This window comes from Stenotrophomonas hibiscicola ATCC 19867, assembly GCF_000382065.1.
In the GTDB taxonomy this organism is placed as follows: Bacteria; Pseudomonadota; Gammaproteobacteria; order Xanthomonadales; family Xanthomonadaceae; genus Stenotrophomonas; species Stenotrophomonas hibiscicola.
This window is the reverse complement of the sequence record NZ_KB907502.1, coordinates 328,131-345,646: the sequence shown is the minus strand read 5'-3', so window position 1 is coordinate 345,646 and position 17,516 is coordinate 328,131. Positions and strand designations below refer to the sequence as shown.

General features: G+C 67.5%; 14 protein-coding genes. 6 read left to right on the top strand and 8 right to left on the bottom strand.

Annotated elements, in window-relative coordinates; all coding sequences use genetic code 11:
* Nucleotides 1-11: 11 nt before the first annotated feature.
* From G370_RS0115660 to G370_RS0115645, 4 genes are all read right to left on the bottom strand, one after another.
* A complete protein-coding gene (locus tag G370_RS0115660; RefSeq protein ID WP_019661451.1) occupies nucleotides 12-704 on the bottom strand; it encodes a COG3650 family protein in 693 nt (230 codons plus the stop codon).
* A gap of 83 nt (nucleotides 705-787) precedes the next feature.
* Nucleotides 788-1,180, bottom strand: coding sequence for a nuclear transport factor 2 family protein (locus tag G370_RS0115655; protein WP_019661450.1), 393 nt, complete (start codon nucleotides 1,178-1,180; stop codon nucleotides 788-790).
* Nucleotides 1,161-4,310, bottom strand: coding sequence for a multidrug efflux RND transporter permease subunit (locus G370_RS0115650; RefSeq protein WP_019661449.1), 3,150 nt, complete (start codon nucleotides 4,308-4,310; stop codon nucleotides 1,161-1,163). Before G370_RS0115650 ends, G370_RS0115655 begins: the two co-directional genes overlap by 20 nt.
* 36 nt (nucleotides 4,311-4,346) lie before the next feature.
* Nucleotides 4,347-5,492, bottom strand: a complete 1,146-nt coding sequence (locus tag G370_RS0115645) for an efflux RND transporter periplasmic adaptor subunit (protein ID WP_019661448.1) — start codon at nucleotides 5,490-5,492, stop codon at nucleotides 4,347-4,349.
* Nucleotides 5,493-5,621: 129 nt separating this feature from the next.
* Here G370_RS0115645 and G370_RS0115640 point away from each other — a divergent pair, with 129 nt between their 5' ends.
* Nucleotides 5,622-6,338: a response regulator gene (locus tag G370_RS0115640; protein WP_020424480.1), complete on the top strand. Its 717-nt coding sequence runs from the start codon at nucleotides 5,622-5,624 to the stop codon at nucleotides 6,336-6,338.
* Entirely contained in the window at nucleotides 6,338-7,414 is a 1,077-nt protein-coding gene (locus G370_RS0115635; protein WP_019661447.1) for an ATP-binding protein, read from the top strand. The genes G370_RS0115640 and G370_RS0115635 overlap by 1 nt, the downstream gene beginning before the upstream one ends.
* On the opposite strand, the gene G370_RS0115630 is transcribed toward G370_RS0115635, so the two are convergent.
* The 3 genes from G370_RS0115630 to G370_RS0115620 form a co-directional block, all read right to left on the bottom strand.
* Complete coding sequence (locus G370_RS0115630; protein WP_019661446.1) at nucleotides 7,392-9,287, bottom strand: DUF7844 domain-containing protein; 1,896 nt, start codon at nucleotides 9,285-9,287, stop codon at nucleotides 7,392-7,394. The two genes, G370_RS0115635 and G370_RS0115630, sit on opposite strands and share 23 nt — an antisense overlap.
* Before the next feature lie 10 nt (nucleotides 9,288-9,297).
* The gene (locus tag G370_RS0115625) at nucleotides 9,298-9,597 is read right to left on the bottom strand and encodes a DUF2388 domain-containing protein (protein ID WP_010482550.1); all 300 of its coding nucleotides are present in this window, start codon (nucleotides 9,595-9,597) and stop codon (nucleotides 9,298-9,300) included.
* A gap of 62 nt (nucleotides 9,598-9,659) precedes the next feature.
* Nucleotides 9,660-11,048 carry an FAD-binding oxidoreductase gene (locus G370_RS0115620; protein WP_019661445.1) on the bottom strand — a complete coding sequence of 463 codons (1,389 nt, stop codon included), beginning with the start codon at nucleotides 11,046-11,048 and terminating at the stop codon, nucleotides 9,660-9,662.
* 169 nt (nucleotides 11,049-11,217) lie between these two features.
* On the opposite strand from G370_RS0115620, the gene serA reads away from it, so the two are divergent.
* Complete coding sequence (serA, locus tag G370_RS0115615; RefSeq protein ID WP_019661444.1) at nucleotides 11,218-12,459, top strand: phosphoglycerate dehydrogenase; 1,242 nt, start codon at nucleotides 11,218-11,220, stop codon at nucleotides 12,457-12,459.
* Between the two features lie 94 nt (nucleotides 12,460-12,553).
* Here serA and G370_RS0115610 read toward each other — a convergent pair whose 3' ends face one another.
* Nucleotides 12,554-13,168, bottom strand: coding sequence for an NUDIX hydrolase (locus G370_RS0115610; protein ID WP_019661443.1), 615 nt, complete (start codon nucleotides 13,166-13,168; stop codon nucleotides 12,554-12,556).
* Between the two features lie 133 nt (nucleotides 13,169-13,301).
* Between G370_RS0115610 and G370_RS0115605 the strand changes: the two genes are divergently transcribed.
* From G370_RS0115605 to G370_RS0115595, 3 genes are all read left to right on the top strand, one after another.
* Nucleotides 13,302-14,777: an amino acid permease gene (locus G370_RS0115605; RefSeq protein WP_019661442.1), complete on the top strand. Its 1,476-nt coding sequence runs from the start codon at nucleotides 13,302-13,304 to the stop codon at nucleotides 14,775-14,777.
* 82 nt (nucleotides 14,778-14,859) lie between these two features.
* Complete coding sequence (locus tag G370_RS0115600) at nucleotides 14,860-16,287, top strand: amino acid permease (RefSeq protein WP_019661441.1); 1,428 nt, start codon at nucleotides 14,860-14,862, stop codon at nucleotides 16,285-16,287.
* A gap of 553 nt (nucleotides 16,288-16,840) precedes the next feature.
* Nucleotides 16,841-17,482 (top strand): methylthioribulose 1-phosphate dehydratase, encoded by a 642-nt coding sequence (locus tag G370_RS0115595; RefSeq protein ID WP_026347187.1) that lies wholly within the window; start codon nucleotides 16,841-16,843, stop codon nucleotides 17,480-17,482.
* Nucleotides 17,483-17,516: the final 34 nt, after the last annotated feature.

Below are 17,516 nucleotides of genomic sequence, written 5' to 3'. Positions count from 1 at the left end.
GGTGGCAGCGGTTACGGCTGTTTCGCACCGAAGTTGCCGCAGCCATGGTACTGGCGGGTACCGACAGTCAGCATCGCCTTGGCCTCGAACGCCTCGCCGCTCATGTCATCCTGGCAGGTGGTGCGCTGGAAGCTGAGCTTGACGTCGGTGCCGTCGGACGCCTTTCCGCTCCATCCATCAGCGCCCTGGGTGGGTTTGGCCACGTCGAAGCGGCGCTCGCCATAATCGACCTCCACCTGCAGGCCCGGCGCATCGCCGTCGACGACTGCAAGCCAGCCGGGTTCATTGCCGGTGGCACGGAATGCCGCATTGCCGGCGCTGCCATCGCCTTCGGTAGCTTCCACCGCATGGCACTCGCGATCCGGTTCGCCCATCAGGCTCAGCAGGCCATCATCGCTGCCCTTGGTCCAGAAGCTGTTGCCGAGACCATCGCTGTACTTGGCGCCGGATGCCGCGCGCTCGGAGGTCATGGCGAAGCTACGCTCGCCGATCACCAGCGTGGCAGCATCCTCGCCATTGAATGTCGCGCCCACACTCAGATCACCACACTGGTAGGCGGTCTCACTGCCACCTTCCGTGTTGGCGCTCGGCTGCGGCGTGGCAGGCGGGGCGTCATTGCTGCCCGCCGCGGGTGCCTGGGCCGGCTGGCACGCGACCAGCACCAACCCCAGGGAGGCTGCCAACAGACTGGGAACTACACGCATGGCTCGACTCCTTGTCGGCACTACAGGAATGCTCGACCCTACCACCTCGCGGTGAGCGGGGCCTGAAAGCGGCCTGACCGCGCTCATGCGGCCAGTACCGCCATCGACAGCAGCTGCGCGCCGCTTTCGCCGGAACTGCAGGTCCACACCCGCAGCAGGCGCAGTTTCAGCTCGCGCTCCTGGCCCTGCCCGCGCACCGACAAGCGCACGTCGCTGGACAACAATGCCAGGCGTCCGCACAGCAACGTTTCCACCGCGTACGACTGCAGGCTACGCACCTGCAGGTTTCCGGTCAGCCAGTCGCCCAGCCACGGCAGGTCGAGCATGCGGCCGCCGTGGCCATCCATCATGAACAAGGCCGGCGATACCAGCGCGGTCAGCGCATCGTGGTCGTCATCCAGCAATGCCTGCCGCAGGCGCTGTTCCAGCGCTGCCAACTGCCGCTCATGCAGATCTTCAACGATGTTCCGTTCCATCCACGGTTCCTCCCGGCATCGGCCGGCGTCTGCGCAGGCGCTGCGCGATCCACTGCCGCGCGCCCTGCACCACTACATAGAAGACCGGCACGAAGAACACGGCCAGCACGGTCGCACTGACCATGCCGCCGAACACACCGGTTCCAATCGCCTGCTGGGTTTCCTTCGACGCGCCCTGCGCCAGCATCAGCGGCACCACGCCCAGCGCGAATGCCAGCGAGGTCATCACGATCGGCCGCAGTCGCAGCCGCGCTGCCTCCAGCGCTGCTTCAACCAGGCCGCGACCCTGCTGCTGCAGCTGGCGCGCGAACTCGACGATGAGGATCGCGTTCTTCGCCGACAGCCCGATCACGGTGATCATGCCGACCTTGAAGAACACGTCGTTGGGCATGCCCCGCAACAGCACCGCAGCAACCGCACCAAGCAGGCCCAGCGGCACCACCAGCATCACCGCCAGCGGGATCGACCAGCTCTCGTACAGTGCCGCCAGCACCAGGAACACCACCAGCATCGACAACAGCAGCAACCACGGCGCCTGCGCACCGGACTCCCGCTCCTGCAGCGACTGGCTGGTCCACTGCAGGGCAAAACCGGACGGCAGCTTCTCCGCCAACCGCTCCATCTCCGCCATGGCCTGGCCGGTCGACACGCCGGAGGCCGGTGCGCCGGACAGATTCAGCGCCGGGAAGCCGAGATAGCGCTGCAGCTGCAGCGGCGCCTCGGTCCAGTGCGGCGTCACCAGTTCCGACAACGCCACCATGCCGCCTTCGCTGTTGCGAACGTACAGCTTCAGCACATCCTCCAGCTCCATCCGGTGCGGTGCATCGGCCTGCAGGATCACCTGCTGCAGCCGGCCCTTGTTGGGGAAGTCGTTGACGTACTGCGAGCCCATCGCCGCCGACAGCGTGCTGCTGATCTGCTCGAACCCCACGCCCATCGCCTCGGCCTTGGCGCGGTCGATGTCCAGCCGCACGCTGGTACCTGCTGGCAGGCCATCGGCATGCACCTCCGACAGCAGCGGGCTGGCCTCGGCCAGCTTCAGCAGCTGCTGCAGGGCCGCACGCAGTTCGGCCTGGCTCTGCCCGGTACGCGCCTGCAGGGCCAGCGAGAAGCCGGACGAACGGCCCAGGCTGTCGATCGCCGGGGGCATCACACTCATCACCTCGCCCTCGGCAATCGTGGCCATCGCCTGCTGCGCGGCCTCCACTTCGCCGGCCGCGGTGGCCCCTGCACGCTCGCCCCAATCCTTCAGCATCGTGTAGGTCAGCGCCGCGCTCGGGCCGGAACCGGAGAAGCTGTACCCGAGGATCGACTGGTTGGAGCCGATGCCCGGGCGTGACGCCACGTGCCGTTCGTAGGCTTCGACCACGGCCAGCGTGCGTTCGGCCGTGGCTTCAGCCGGCAGCTGGATCGAGGTCATGAAGTAGCCCTGGTCCTCTTCCGGCAGGAAGGCGCCCGGCAGCCAGTGCAGGCCCAGCAGCAGCGCCGCCACCAGCGCCGCGAACACGCCCATGACCCGCCCGCTCCGCTGCAGCACGGAGGCCACGCCGCGCTGGTAGCGCCCAGTCAACGCCTCGAAGCCACGATTGAAGGCACCGAACAGCCCGCCACGGCCATGATGGCCATGGGTGTTCGGGCGCAGCAGCGTCGCGCACAACGCCGGCGTCAGGCTCAGGGCCAGCAGCGCCGAAAACAGGATCGACACCGCCATCGCCACGGTGAACTGGCGGTAGATGGCGCCCACCGAGCCGCTGGCCAAGGCCATCGGAATGAACACCGCGGTCAGCACCAGGGTGATGCCGATCACCGCGCTGGTCAGCTCGCGCATCGCCTTGATGGTCGCCTCGCGCGGCGGCAGGCCCTCCTCGGCCATGATCCGCTCCACCCCCTCGACCACCACGATCGCGTCGTCGACGATGATGCCGATCGCCAGCACCATGCCGAACATGGTCAGCACGTTGATCGAGAAGCCCAGCGCCAGCATCACCGCGAAGGTACCGAGCAGCGCGATCGGTGCGACCAGCGCCGGAATCAGCGTGTAGCGCCAGTTCTGCAGGAACAGGTACATCACCGCGAACACCAGCAGCATCGCCTCCAGCAGCGTCTGCACCACCTTCTGGATCGAGATCTTCACGAACGGCGCGGTGTCGAACGGGATGCTCGCCTCCACGCCGCGCGGCAACAGCGGCGCCAGCTCGGCCATGCGCTCACGGACCGCCGACGCCGTGCGCACCGCATTCGCGCCCGGCCGCAGCTGCACCCCGGCAGCGGTGGCCGGATGGCCGTCCTCGCGGGTGCCCCAGGCATAGCTCTGCGCGCCCAGTTCGACGCGGGCGACATCACCCAGCACCACCCGTGAACCGTCGGCCCCGGCGCGCAGTACGATCGCCGCGAACTGTTCCGGCGTGGACAACTGGCCGTCGGCGCTGAGCGGCACGGTGATGCGCTGGCCTGGAACACCCGGCGAATCACCGATGCGCCCCGGCGAGATCTCCAGGTTCTGCTGCTCGATGGCAGCGGCCACGTCACCCATGGTCAGCCCATAGCCGGTCAGCCGGGTCGGGTCCAGCCACACGCGCATCGCCTGCTCCGCACCGAACAGCTGCACGCGGCCGACGCCATCGATGCGGCGCAGCTCCTCGATGATGTTGCGCGCCATGAAGTCGCCCAGTGCGGCCTCGCTGACGCTGGCATCGGGCGAACGCAGGCCGACCAGCATCAGGAAGCCGGAATCGGCTGCTTCCACGAACAGGCCGTTCTGGCGCACGCTGCGCGGCAGGCGCGGCTCGATCGCCTTGATCCGGTTCTGCACGTCCACCTGCGCCAGCTCCGGATTGGTACCCGGCTTGAAGGTCGCGGTGATCGAGGCTTCGCCGGAGGTGTCCACCGACGACTCGAAATACAGCAGGTGCTTGACGCTGGACAGCTCGCGCTCGATCAGGCCGACCACCGCGTCGTTCAGCGTCTGCGGGCTGGCACCCGGGTAGCTGGCATAGATGCTGACGCTGGGCGGGGCGACTGCTGGATAGCGCTCCACTGCCAGCCGCGGGATCGCCAGCACGCCGGCCAGGATGATGAAGATCGCCAGCACCCAGGCGAACACCGGGCGATCGATGAAGAAACGTGCCATGTTGGATTTTCCTGGAGGGACCGGCCCGGTAGAGGCTCAGCCCTTGCTGCCGGCCTGCACCGCGCCGGCGCTGGCGACCGGCATCTGCCAGTCGCGCGCATCGACCACCACGCCTTCCTGCAGGCGTTCCTGGCCTTCGACCACCACCTTTTCGCCCGCCTTCAGGCCCGTGCGCACCAGCCATTGGCGATCGACACTACCGTCCACTTCCAGCGTGCGGATCACCGCCTTGCCATCGCCACCGATCACCCAGGCATAGGCCTGGCCACCGGCACTGCGCAGCACGGCCTGCTGCGGCACGGTCAGTGCGCTGGCCGGCGCACCCCGCGGCACCTTCGCGCGCACGTACATGCCGGGCAGCAGCTGGCGCTGCGGGTTGTCGACCAGGATGCGCAGGATCACATCACCGGTGCGCGCATCGACATTGATGCCGGAGAACAGCATCTGGCCACGTTCGGGCAGCGGCCTGCCGGCCGCACCGATGATCGTCACCGGCAGCTCGCCGCCACCGGCACTGCGTTGCAGCGACTCGAGCTGCGCCGCTGGCTGGCGCACATCGACGTAGACCTGGTCGATCTGCTGCACCACCGCCATCGGCTCGGCATCGGCCACGCCGACCAGTGCACCTTCGGTCACCAGCGCCTGGTCGATGCGGCCCGCAATCGGTGCACTGACCGTGGCATAGCGCAGGTCGAGCTGGCGGCGGGCCAGGATCGCGCGCGCCTCGTTCACCGCGGCACGGGCCTGTTCGTACTCGGCACTGGCATCGTCGCGGTGCTGCTGGCTGACCGCCTGCGCGGCCGCCAGCGCATGCAGGCGCTGCGACTGCACGCGGCTGCGGCCCAGGGCTGCCTCACTGCGCTGCAGCGCTGCCAGTGCCGAGTCGACATCGGCACGGAACGCCGCCGGATCAATCTGGAACAGGGCCTGGCCGGCGCGCACTTCGGCGCCCTGTTCGAACAGGCGGCGCTGCACGATGCCGCCGACCTGCGCACGGATCTGTGCGGTGCGAACGGCGGCGACACGGCCGGGCAGTTCATCGTCGCGCTGCACGACCTGCGGGCCGACAGTGACCACGCTGACGCGCGGTGCCACTTCGGGCGTGGCTTCGGGGGCGGAGCAGGCCGTCACGGCCAGGGCGAGGGCCGCGATCAACGCGACCGGAGTCCTGAAGGTTCTCATTGCTGTGCACAATGCCGCGCAGGCGGCTGATAGGTTCTGAAGCGTGAAGTGTGCGTGGCGATGATGGGGTTTCGATGGAGGAACTGTGGAGATACGATGGAGGCAAGCACCTTAAGGCCCCGCCCCTGCATGCATGCCGCCCCTGCCCTCGCCGCCCTCGTCCTGATCGTCGAGGATGAGGCCGAGATCGCCGATATTCTCACCGCCTATCTGGAACGCGAAGGACTGCGTACGCTGCGCGCCGCCGACGGCCACAGCGCGCTGGACCTGCACCGCAGCGCCCGCCCCGACCTGGTCCTGCTTGATGTGCAGCTGCCGCGCCTGGATGGCTGGAGCGTGCTGACCCAGCTGCGCCAGCGCGGTGAAACGCCGGTGATCATGCTGACCGCACTGGACCAGGACCTGGACAAGCTCACCGCGCTGCGCATGGGCGCCGACGACTACGTGGTCAAGCCGTTCAATCCGGCCGAAGTGGCAGCACGCGTGCGCGCCGTGCTGCGGCGTACGTTGCGCGCCTCGCGCGTGGATGCACCGACCGCGCTGCGGGCGGGCCCGCTGCTGATCGACTCGGCCACCCATGCCGTGCATGTGGAGGGCGAAGGCTACAGCCACGAAGTGCTGCTCACGCTCACCGAGTTCAAGCTGCTGCACTGCATGGCGCTGGCGCCGACCCGCATCTTCAGCCGCAGCGAACTGATGCACGAATGCCTGCCGGAAAGCGAAGCGCTGGAACGCACCGTCGACAGCCATGTCAGCAAGCTGCGCCGCAAACTGGACGAAGTAGGCATGGTCAATGTTCCGGCCAGCGTGCGCGGTGTCGGCTACCGGCTGATGGCCGACCGCTGATGGCGCGCCTGCGCCGTTCCGGGCTCAGCCGCCACATCATCATCTCGATGTCGCTGATGGTGATCGGCGTCATCGTGATGATGATCCTGTCGTCGTGGCTGCTGTACGCGGTGCTGGTCGAGTTCTTCCCCGGCAGCACCGAGGAGCCGGAAAGCTGGCTGCCGACCGGGCCGGAACTGGCATGGATGGTGGGCGTGATCCTGACCGGACTGGCGCTGGCCATCGCCGCTTCGTTCCGTCTTGCGCACCGGATCCTGTCGCCACTGAATTCACTGGTGGACAGTGTGCGTGCGCTTGCCGGCGGCGACCTCGGGGCGCGCGCGAGCGTCGAGGAGAATTCGCCGGGTGAAGTGGCGACCCTGGTCGAGGACTTCAATGCAATGGCCCGCCGCCTGCAGCACATGGAGAGCGAGCGCGCGATGTGGCACGCGGCCATCGCCCATGAGCTGCGCACGCCGGTGACGATCCTGCGCGGTCGCCTGCAAGGGCTCGCCGAGGGCGTGTTCCAGCCGGACGAGTCACAGTTCCGCAGCCTGCTGGCGCAGGTCGAGGGCCTCTCGCGCCTGATCGAGGATCTGCGCGTGCTGAGCCTGTCCGACAACGCGCGGCTGGACGTACGCCGCGCGCGCACCGATGTGGTGGCCGAAGTGCATTCGGTGATGACCCTGGTCGATCCGCAGTTCCGCGCCGCCGGCTTCGTGCTGGAGCTGGAAACCAGCCGCGAGGAACACAACGCGCACTGCGACCCGACCCGCCTCCGCCAGGCGCTGCTGGCGCTGCTGGAGAACGCACGCCGCTATGCCAGCCCGGGCAAGGTGCGGATTGCCGTGCATGACACACCGGGACATGTGCAAGTGGCAATCGAGGATGAGGGCCCGGGCATCGATCCGGAGCTGCACGCCGACATCTTCAGCCCGTTCATGCGTGCCGACGGCTCACGTTCACGCCAGGGCGGCGGCAGTGGCCTCGGCCTGGCGGTGGTCAAGGCCATCGCCGACGCGCACGGCGGCCGCGTCTACTGCGCGGCGGGCGACGCCGGCGGCAGCCGTTTCGTCATCGAACTGCCGCGCCAGTAGCGGGCGTGGCTGCCTGTTCCCGCAGGCGCGCGCCAAGTGCGGCGAGGTTGGCATCGATCGCATCCATCTCGTTGCGCTGGCCCACCGGCAACTGCTGGCGCAGTTGCACGCGCAGCGCCTGCCAGGCCGGCACCGCCTCTGCGCTGGCAGTGGCAACCGTTTCGGCCAGCACCGCCTGCTCATCGGCCAGCGGCAACCCGTAGCCGCCCTGCAGCAGCGTCCCCGGGCGCAACCACTGCCCGCTCTGCGCCAGCAGGCTGCGCAGGCTGCGGGTTTCCGCGCTGTCCGCAGCAGCCAGTAGCTGCCGCTTGAGCACATCGCGTGCGCGCAGTTCGGCACGCCGCTGTGCCGCCTGTTCCAGCAGCAGCAGGCCGGCACTGGCGCGCAGGTTGCCCTTCAGCAGCCACGGTGCCCGTTGTTCTGCCGGCAGCTTCAACCAGCCGCGCACATCGCGCGCGGGCAAGGCCAGCTGGGTCGCCGCCACTGTGAACAACTGCTGGTAGTGGTCGCGCGCGGAAGCGAAGTAATAGCCCTGTGCCTGCGCTGCGTTGCGGTCCGTGAGTACCCGCTCGTCGAGCATGCCCAGCCGCGCCAGCCGCCGCTTGAGACCGCGCGGACTCAGCTGGGCCAGCCCGTCCTCGCCCAGCCGGGGCACTCCGGCCTGCAGCAGCCTGGCGGTCTCCACCGCACAGTTGTTGCTGACGAAGTAATAGCGCCCGTCATAGCTCCAGTGCACCTGCGCGGTGCGCTCGAGCAGGCTGGCAATCTCGTCGCGTTGCAGCTGCAAGGGCAACGACTGCAGGCCCCGCAGTTCCACCTTGGTGTACTCGTCCACCACCTGCTGCAGCGGCAGCACGAACAGCCGCGACGGGTAGCCGCCGGTCAAGCCGCGCCAGTTGGAAATCTGCACATCGCCGACGAACGCGCGGAACGACAGCACGCGGTGGTACTCCAGGTCCAGGCGGCAGTCCGGACCCGGTGCACGGCCCGGCCGGCAGATCACCAGCCGCAGCATGCTGTGCCCCCAGCGGCTCATCGGCTGCGCACTGCCCTCGGCGAACAGGTAGTCCACGGCGTAGACACGCGCCGGGTCGAGCTGCAGCAGCGATGCCGCCCCCTCTTCCGATTCGGCCTGCAGCAATGGCAACGCGTTCGCGCAGTGCGACTGTGGCAGCGATGGCGGGGTTCCGAAATGGACCTGGAACCACTGCGCCAGTGCCGGGCGCCGGCAGGCGAACTCGCTGTCGAGCACGAAATGCTCGGCGTTCACTGCCAGGTACTCGGCCGGGTCCTTCAGTTCATACGCATCGGGACTGCGGTCACGGAAATCGTTGTCGCCACGGCCGAGATGCCAGGGCTTGCGCTGCCATCCAGCCAGATCACGCCAGCGCACACTGCGTGACCAGTTCGCCCCCGTACGGTCGGCGACATGGGTCAGTTCGTGTACCAGCGCGCTGCGGCGTGCGCGGCGCGCGCCGGGCACGGCATCATCCAGCAGCTCGCGACGCAGGGCGATGCGCCCGGCGAACGCGCGGCCGTGCACATCGGCCGGCAGGTCATCGCGCCAGCGCACCTGGACCTGTGCCGGCAATGCGCGGAGCAGGCCATCCGGCAGCAGTGCCTGCACGTCGGCCAGGGTCTGCGTCGCCACCTGCTGCTGTGCAGGGCTCAACCCTGCCGGGTCCAGCTGCAGGCGATCAGCTGCGTGCGCGACGTGGGCGACCAGCAGTAGAGCCACGCCATGCGTGGCTGCGTTCCACCGGCCAAGCCTCTGTAGAGCCGAGCCATGCTCGGCTGCTGTTGCGATCCGCGTGCGCTGGGCATCCAGCCGAGCATGGCTCGGCTCTACAGAAGGCGATGACGCCGAGGTCATGCAGCCTGGATCAACGTGCCAGCAGCGCGCGGGCCAGTTCCAGATCGCTCTGCTGCTGTGCGGCGGCGCTCTGCTCACGCAGGTGGACCAGTGCGGCCTGCAGGCGGGCGCCACGAATCTCGCCATCGCTGGCGACGAATGCAGCCGCATCGTCGCGCGCAGCCAGCACCACCTTGTCATCACCCGAGCTGCTGCCCGAGGAACCGGAGGACGCACCCGTGGCCGAACCGGCCGAGGTGCCGGCGAAGCTGGAAGCGAAGCCGGCCAGCGGCAGGGACAGCAGGGCGAGCAGCAGAAGCGGACGGGTCATCGGTTCGAAGCCGGTTGTGAGGATGCGTGGAGCGTAACGGGTGCGTGAAGGATTTGCCCGGCTCAAACGTCGAACAGCTTGCCGGGATTCAGCCGCGCTTGAGGATCGAACGCACGTTTGACCGCCTTCATCAGGGCGATCTCGGCCGGGCCGCGGGTGCTGTCCAGGTAGCCCTTCTTGACCAGGCCGATGCCGTGTTCAGCCGAGATGCTGCCATCGAACCGGGCCAGCACCTGCGCCAACAGCTTGGTCACGTGTTCACACTGCGCCACGAAATCGGCGTCGCTGGTGTCGTCGGGCTTGAGCACGTTGATGTGCAGGTTGCCGTCACCGATATGGCCGAACCAGACCACGTCGAAGTGTGGGTAGGCCTGCCCGATCAGTGCCTGGGTCTCGGCCAGGAACGCAGGCATCGCCGAGATCCGCACCGAGACATCATTCTTGTAAGGTTTGTAGCGCGCCAGCGATTCGGTGATGCCTTCGCGCAGGCGCCACAGCTGGGCGGCCTGGGCATCGCTGGCGCTGATCACCCCGTCGCTGACCCAGCCGTTGCCCATGCAGTCCTCGAAGGCGGCCATCGCCGCCGCTTCCTGCGCTTCGTCGTTGGCGGCGAACTCGGTGACCACGTAATACGGGTGCACCTCGTCGAACGGTGCCTGCGCACCATGCGCCAGCACGTGCTCCAGCGCCCGGTCGGTGAAGAACTCGAAGGCCTGCAGCTGCAGGCGCGCGCGGAACGCGGCGAACACCTGCATCAGCACCTCGAAGCTGGGCACGGCCAGCAGCATCACGTTGCTGGCTGGCGGCGGATCGGTGAGTTTCACTGTCGCCTCGACGATCACGCCCAGCGTGCCTTCCGAACCGATCAGCAGCTGGCGGAAGTCATAGCCGCTGGAGTTCTTGATCAGGCCCTTGTTGAGCTCCAGCAGTTCGCCGCTGGCGGTAACCACCTTCAGCCCGGCGATCCACTCGCGGGTGTTGCCGTAGCGGATCACACGGATGCCGCCAGCATTGGTGGCGATGTTGCCGCCGATCGTGCACGACCCGCGTGCAGCGAAATCCACCGGATAGATCAGGCCGTGGTCCAGCGCGGCGTTGTGCACGGCCTCCAGCGGCATGCCGGCCTGCACCACCAGGGTGCGATCGACCGCGTCGTAGGCCAGCGCCTTGTTCATCCGCTCCAGGCTGAGCACCAGCTCGCCATTGGCCGCCACCGCGCCACCGGAAAGGCCGGTACGGCCGCCGGACGGCACCACGGGCACGCCCTCACCCGCACTCCAGCGCATCACCGCCTGTACCTCCTCGACCGTGGCCGGCAGTGCGACCGCCAACGGCGCCGGCGTCCAGCGCCGGGTCCAGTCGCGCCCGTAATGCTCCAGGTCGGCCGGGTCGGTCTTCAGCTTCAGGCCGGGACAGGCCTGCTGCAGCGAGGCAATGCGGGAATCGGTCATGACGGTCCAGCGCGGGGCGTGAAGAACGGGCAAGCGTGCCAGCGGCACGCGCCAGCGTCCAGCCCTGCGAGCAGGCAGATAGCTACGGATGCAACCAATTGCGCACTGCACCATGGGGGCTTCGATCTGGCATAGTGGTCAGCCCCTGTCCCACTGGCCGTGTTGCCCCATGTCGCCGAAGAAGACCTCGTTCCCGAAGCAGGATATCCGCGTGCTGTTGCTGGAGGGGGTCAGCCAGACCGCCGTGGAGGTGTTCAGCGCGGCCGGCTACAGCCAGATCGAGGCGCACACCAAGGCACTGCCCGAGGACGAATTGAAGGCGCGCATCGCCGAGGCGCACATCGTCGGCATCCGCTCGCGCACCCAGCTCAGCGCCGAGGTGCTGGCCGAGGCCAAGCGCCTGATCGCGGTGGGCTGCTTTTGCATCGGCACCAACCAGGTCGACCTGGACGCGGCCGAACTGGCCGGCATCCCGGTGTTCAACGCGCCCTACTCCAACACCCGCAGCGTGGCCGAACTGGTGATCGCCGAGGCGATCATGCTGACCCGTGGCATTCCGCAGAAGAACGCCGAATGCCATCGCGGCGGCTGGTCGAAGTCAGCCAGCGGCAGCCATGAAGTGCGCGGCAAGACGCTGGGCATCATTGGTTACGGCCACATCGGCACCCAGGTCGGCGTGCTGGCCGAATCGCTGGGCATGCAGGTGATCTTCCACGACGTGGAAACCAAGCTGGCGCTGGGCAATGCCCGTGCAGCGGCCAGCCTGGACGACCTGCTGGCGCGCGCCGACATCGTCACCCTGCACGTGCCGGAGACCCCGTCCACGCAGTGGATGATCGGCAGCACCGAGCTGGCGAAGATGCGCAAGGGCGCGCACCTGATCAACGCCGCGCGCGGCACCGTGGTCGACATCGATGCGCTGGACGCGGCCCTGGCCAGCGGCCACGTCGGTGGCGCCGCGCTGGACGTGTTCCCGGTCGAGCCGAAGGGCAACGGCGATATCTTCGAATCGCCGCTGACCCGCCACGACAACGTCATCCTCACCCCGCACGTCGGCGGCAGCACGCTGGAAGCGCAGGACAACATCGGCGTGGAAGTGGCGGCCAAGCTGGTGCGCTACAGCGACAACGGCAGCACCCTGTCGGCGGTCAACTTCCCCGAAGTGACCCTGCCCGAACACGAAGACAGCCTGCGCCTGCTGCACATCCACCAGAACGTGCCGGGCGTGCTGTCCAAGGTCAACGAGATCTTCTCGCGCCACAACGTCAACATCGACGGCCAGTTCCTGCGCACCGACCCGAAGGTGGGTTACGTGGTGATCGACATCACCGCCAGCGAGGCGCAGGCCGCCGCCGTGCGCGACGAGCTGGCCGCGATTCCAGGCACGCTGCGGACGCGCATTCTGTATTGACGCGCATCCCGCCTTGCACGTGTAGAGCCGAGCCCATGCTCGGCTGCGGTTCCGGCCCGCATCGAGCCGAGCATCGGCTCGGCTCTACAGGTTGCTAGCGCGCCAACCACCGGCGCGCCATGCGCTGCATCGACTCATCCGATTCCGGATCGGCGGCGACCTCGGTCACCGGCCGCCAGGCCAGCTCCAGCGACTCCTCGCTGAGCACGAAGGCCTCGCCACCCAGCGCCCGGATCACGAAACGCACGTCGTAGTGCCAATGCCCCGGTACGTCCTTGCGCTCCGGAATCCAGTGCTTGTCGATGTCGAAGATGGCCGGGTTTTCCAGCACCAGACCGCTCAGGCCGGACTCCTCCTCGGCCTCCTTCAGCGCGACCTGGGCCAGGTCGCGGTCGCCGTCGGCGTGGCCGCCCAGCTGCAGCCAGCGCTGCAGCTTGCGGTGATGGGTCAGCAGCAGGCGCTGGCCATCGGCACTGACCAGCCAGCAGCTGGCGGTGAAGTGACCAGCCAGCCGTTCACGACGGAACGGATCTTCCGGATCGTCCAACAATGTGCCGAATTCGGCAGCCAGTGCGTAGTGGGCAGGCTCGCGGCGGGCATAGTCCCGCAGCAGGCCACGCAGGCGATCGTCAAGCATGGCAAGGGTTTCGGCGGTCTGGCTCATGAATGGGCGGAGTTTGGAAAAATGCTGCTCATTATCGCCGTTCATTGTTGCGATTGCGCTTGTGCGTTGGCTTCAGCTTTGGCTAAGATACAGCGGGCCGTTCGCGCGGCCTTCACCATTCCAGGGTTGCCGGCAACGTATCGGCGGCCCACCCAATCCGATCACTAGGAAGTACTGCATGCTGAAAGCTCTGTTGAGGGTCAAGCCGGTTGAACCGGCCGGGCACGTCGATGCTGGCGAACCCATCGAAGGCAGCCTGGACGGCGAAGCCACGTTGAAACGGACCCTCACGGCTAAACACCTCATCCTGCTTGGCGTGGGTGCGGTGATCGGCGCAGGCATCTTCGTGCTGACCGGCCAGGCCGCGGCCAACCACGCCGGCCCGGCGGTCATGCTGTCGTTCGTGATCGCCGGTTTCGCCTGCGCCCTGGCGGGCCTGTGCTACGCCGAGTTCGCGGCGATGATGCCGGTCTCCGGCAGCGCCTACTCCTACTCCTACGCCACTCTCGGCGAAGGCATGGCCTGGTTCATCGGCTGGTGCCTGGTGCTGGAATACCTGTTCGCTTCGGCCTCGGTCGCGGTGGGCTGGTCGGCCTACCTGATCAGCTTCATCACCACCACGCTGCACATGCCGTTCCCGGATGCCCTGAGCGCGGCCCCGATTGCCTGGACCGGCAGCGAGTTCATCGCCTCCGGCAAGCTGTTCAACCTGCCGGCAGTGCTGATCGTGGCAGCGGTGTCCGGCCTGCTGTACGTGGGCGTGACCCAGTCGGCCTTCGTCAACGCGATCATCGTGGCGATCAAGGTCACCGTCATCTGCCTGTTCATCGGCATCGGCGCAGCCCACATCGACCCGGCCAACTGGCAGCCCTTCATCCCGGAAAACACCGGCGTGCCGGGTGAGTTCGGCTGGAGCGGCGTGTTCCGCGCGGCCACCATCGTGTTCTTCGCCTACATCGGCTTCGATGCGGTCTCCACCGCCGCCGGTGAAACCAAGGACCCGCAGCGCAACATGCCGATCGGCCTGCTCGGCTCGCTGGCCGTGTGCACCCTCGTCTACATCATCGTCTGTGCGGTGCTGACCGGCATGATGCCGTATCACCTGCTGGGCACCGACAAGCCGGTGGCGACCGCGCTGGAGCCCTACCCGACCCTGTCCTGGCTGAAGACGTTCGTGGAGATCGGCGCCATCGCCGGCCTGTCCTCCGTGGTGCTGGTGATGATGATGGGCCAGACCCGCATCGCCTACACCATCTCCCGCGACGGCCTGCTGCCGAAGTTCTTCGGCAAGGTCCACACCCGCTTCCGTACCCCGTATGTGGCCACCATCGTGGTCGGCGTGATCGCCGCCGCGCTGGCTGGCCTGGTGCCGCTGAACGTGCTGGGTGAACTGGTGTCGATGGGTACCCTGCTTGCCTTCGCCACGGTCTGCATCGGCGTGCTCGTGCTGCGCTATTCCAAGCCGGAGATCCATCGCCCGTTCCGCGTGCCGATGGTGTGGATCATCTGCCCGCTGGGCGCGGCCACCTGCCTGTTCCTGTTCTGGCAGGCGTTCGTGGTGCACTGGCACCTGTTCGTGGGCTGGACGCTGCTCGGCCTGCTGATCTACCTGGGCTACGGCATCCGCAACAGCAAGCTGGCCAAATCGCCCTGATCCGCCTACGGGCCGGCCTCGCGCCGGCCCGTCCGTTTTCCCCGCGCGCCGGTCATGGCGCGCTTCGACAAGACCACCACACATGTTCAAGCAACTGTGGGCCACCAAGCACCCGCATGCCGCCCATGAAGACGCCAACGGCCTGAGCCTGCGTCGCCACCTCGGCCCCTGGGGCCTGACCGCCCTGGGTATCGGCGCGGTGATCGGCGGCGGCATCTTCGTCATCACCGGCCAGGCGGCCGCCAACCACGCCGGCCCCGCGATCATGCTGTCGTTCGTGCTGGCCGCCATCTGCTGCGCCTTCTGCGCGCTGGCCTACGCCGAGTTCGCCTCGATGGTGCCGGTCTCCGGCAGCGCCTACACCTATACCTATGCCACCTTCGGCGAACTGTCGGCCTGGTTCATCGGCTGGATGCTGGTGCTCGAATACGGCGTCTCTGCATCGGCGGTGGCGGTCAGCTGGACCGGCTACTTCCTCAGCCTGCTCAGCCAGTTCGACATCCATCTACCGGCGGCGCTGGTCAGTGCGCCACTGGACGCACAGCTGCGGCCCACCGGCGCGATCGCCAACCTGCCCGCCGCGGCACTGGTACTGTTGCTCACCTGGCTGTGCTACGTCGGCATCAGCAAGTCCTCGGCGATGAACATGGCAATGGTCGTGCTCAAGACCGGCCTGATCGTGCTGGTCATCGTGGTCGGCTGGAAGTACGTGGACACCAGCAACTGGACCCCGTTCATTCCGGCCAATGAAGGCCCGGGCAAGTACGGCATGGAAGGCGTGCTGCGTGGCGCGGCGATGGTGTTCTTCGCCTACATCGGTTTCGAGGCGGTATCGGTGGCGGCCCAGGAATCGAAGAACCCGCAGCGTGACATGCCGATCGGCATGATGCTGTCGCTGGTGATCTGCACCGTGCTGTACATCGCGATGGCCGCAGTGATGACTGGCCTGGTGCCGTTCCAGCTGCTGGGCACCGACGAGCCGGTGGTGACTGCCGTGGCCGCACACCCGCAGCTGGGCTGGCTGCGCTGGGTGGTCGAGGTCGGCGCGCTGGTCGGCCTGTCATCGGTAGTGCTGGTGATGATCATCGGCCAGCCGCGCATCTTCATGATCATGGGCCGCGACGGTCTGCTGCCGCCGGTGTTCACCAAGATCCACCCGAAGTACCGCACCCCGCACATCAACACGGTGATCACCGGCATCGGCATCGCGCTGCTGGCGGCACTGTTCCCGCTGGACATCCTCGGCGAGCTGACCTCGATGGGTACGCTGATCGCGTTCGCCGCCGTGTGTGCCGGCGTGCTGATCCTGCGCCGCACCCAGCCGGACCTGCCGCGCCCGTTCCGCATGCCGATGGCCTGGCTGATCTGCAGCCTGGGCGTGCTGAGCTGCCTGGCGCTGCTGTCGGCGATGACGATGCACAACTGGATGCTGATGGGCGTCTGGACCTTCGTCGGTTTCGTGATCTATTTCTGCTACGGCTTCAGGCACAGCCGCCTGCGGGGGAAGTAAGGGGTTTTGCATTGCAGGGCCTGCCGCCCTGCACCCGCCTTTGAAGCCGGAGCAATGGCAAGAGCGGGACTGTGGGTTTGGCGGGGAGGCATGGGTTCGCGGGGGACGCCGCAAGTACGTCCATGTAGGCTTGGCAGCCGCATCCATGCGGCTGACACCCCCGCGAACCCATGCCTCCCTGCCCCTGACAGTCTCCCGGCGCGTCCGGTAGATCCACGCCATGCGTGGATGAATTCATCCGGGAAATGAATTTTCTCCGTTCGATGAATCCTCTGTAGAGCGGAGCCATGCTCCGCTCCAAGCAAGCGCAGCGCCGCGACCCGCTTTTCGCTCTTCCTTCTTCATTCCGTGGCTGGCGCGCACGGAAACTGTCCATGGCCGGGCGGGTGGGCTGTGCAGGGGTGTCCGCGGCATGGATGCCGCGGCCAAGCCCCCATGGACGGGTTCACGGCGTCCCCTGCACAGCCCACCCGCCCGGCCAAAGCAAGAAATCCAGCCCCGCCTCCAGCCACGAGGGGCTCAGCCGTTGGCCGAATCCAGTAAAATCGCCGACATGAACGCCCCCACCTTCCCGTACGACACCGCGCGCCTGAGCGAACTGGCCCAGCTGCTGATCGACAACATCCGCGAACTGGCCCACGCCGGCTGGACCCCGGCCACCAGCAGCAACTTCTCCCACCGCCTGGACGACCGCCACGCGGCGATCACCGTCTCGGGCAAGGACAAGGGCCGCCTGATCGAGGATGACATCATGGTGGTGGACTTCGACGGCCAGGCCGTGGGCCGTCCGTTGCGCCCGTCCGCCGAGACCCTGCTGCACACCCAGCTGTACCGCCGCTTCCCGGAGGTCGGCTGCGTGCTGCATACGCATTCGCCGGTGCAGACCATCGCCTCGCGCCTGTATGCGCCGCAGGGCCACATCCGCCTGGAGGGTTACGAGCTGCTGAAGGCCTTCGCCGGCAACAGCACCCACGAGATGGCCATCGACGTGCCGGTGTTCGCCAATACCCAGGACATGAACGTGCTTTCGCAGCAGGTCGATGACCTGCTCGACCGGCAGAACCTGTGGGGCTACCTGATCGACGGCCATGGGCTGTACGCCTGGGGCCGCGATATGGCCGAAGCACGCCGCCACCTGGAAGCGTTCGAATTCCTGTTCCACTGCGAACTGGAACTGCGCAAGCTGCGCAGCTGAACCGGCGCGCAGGTGCAGATGCCGATCCGGAATC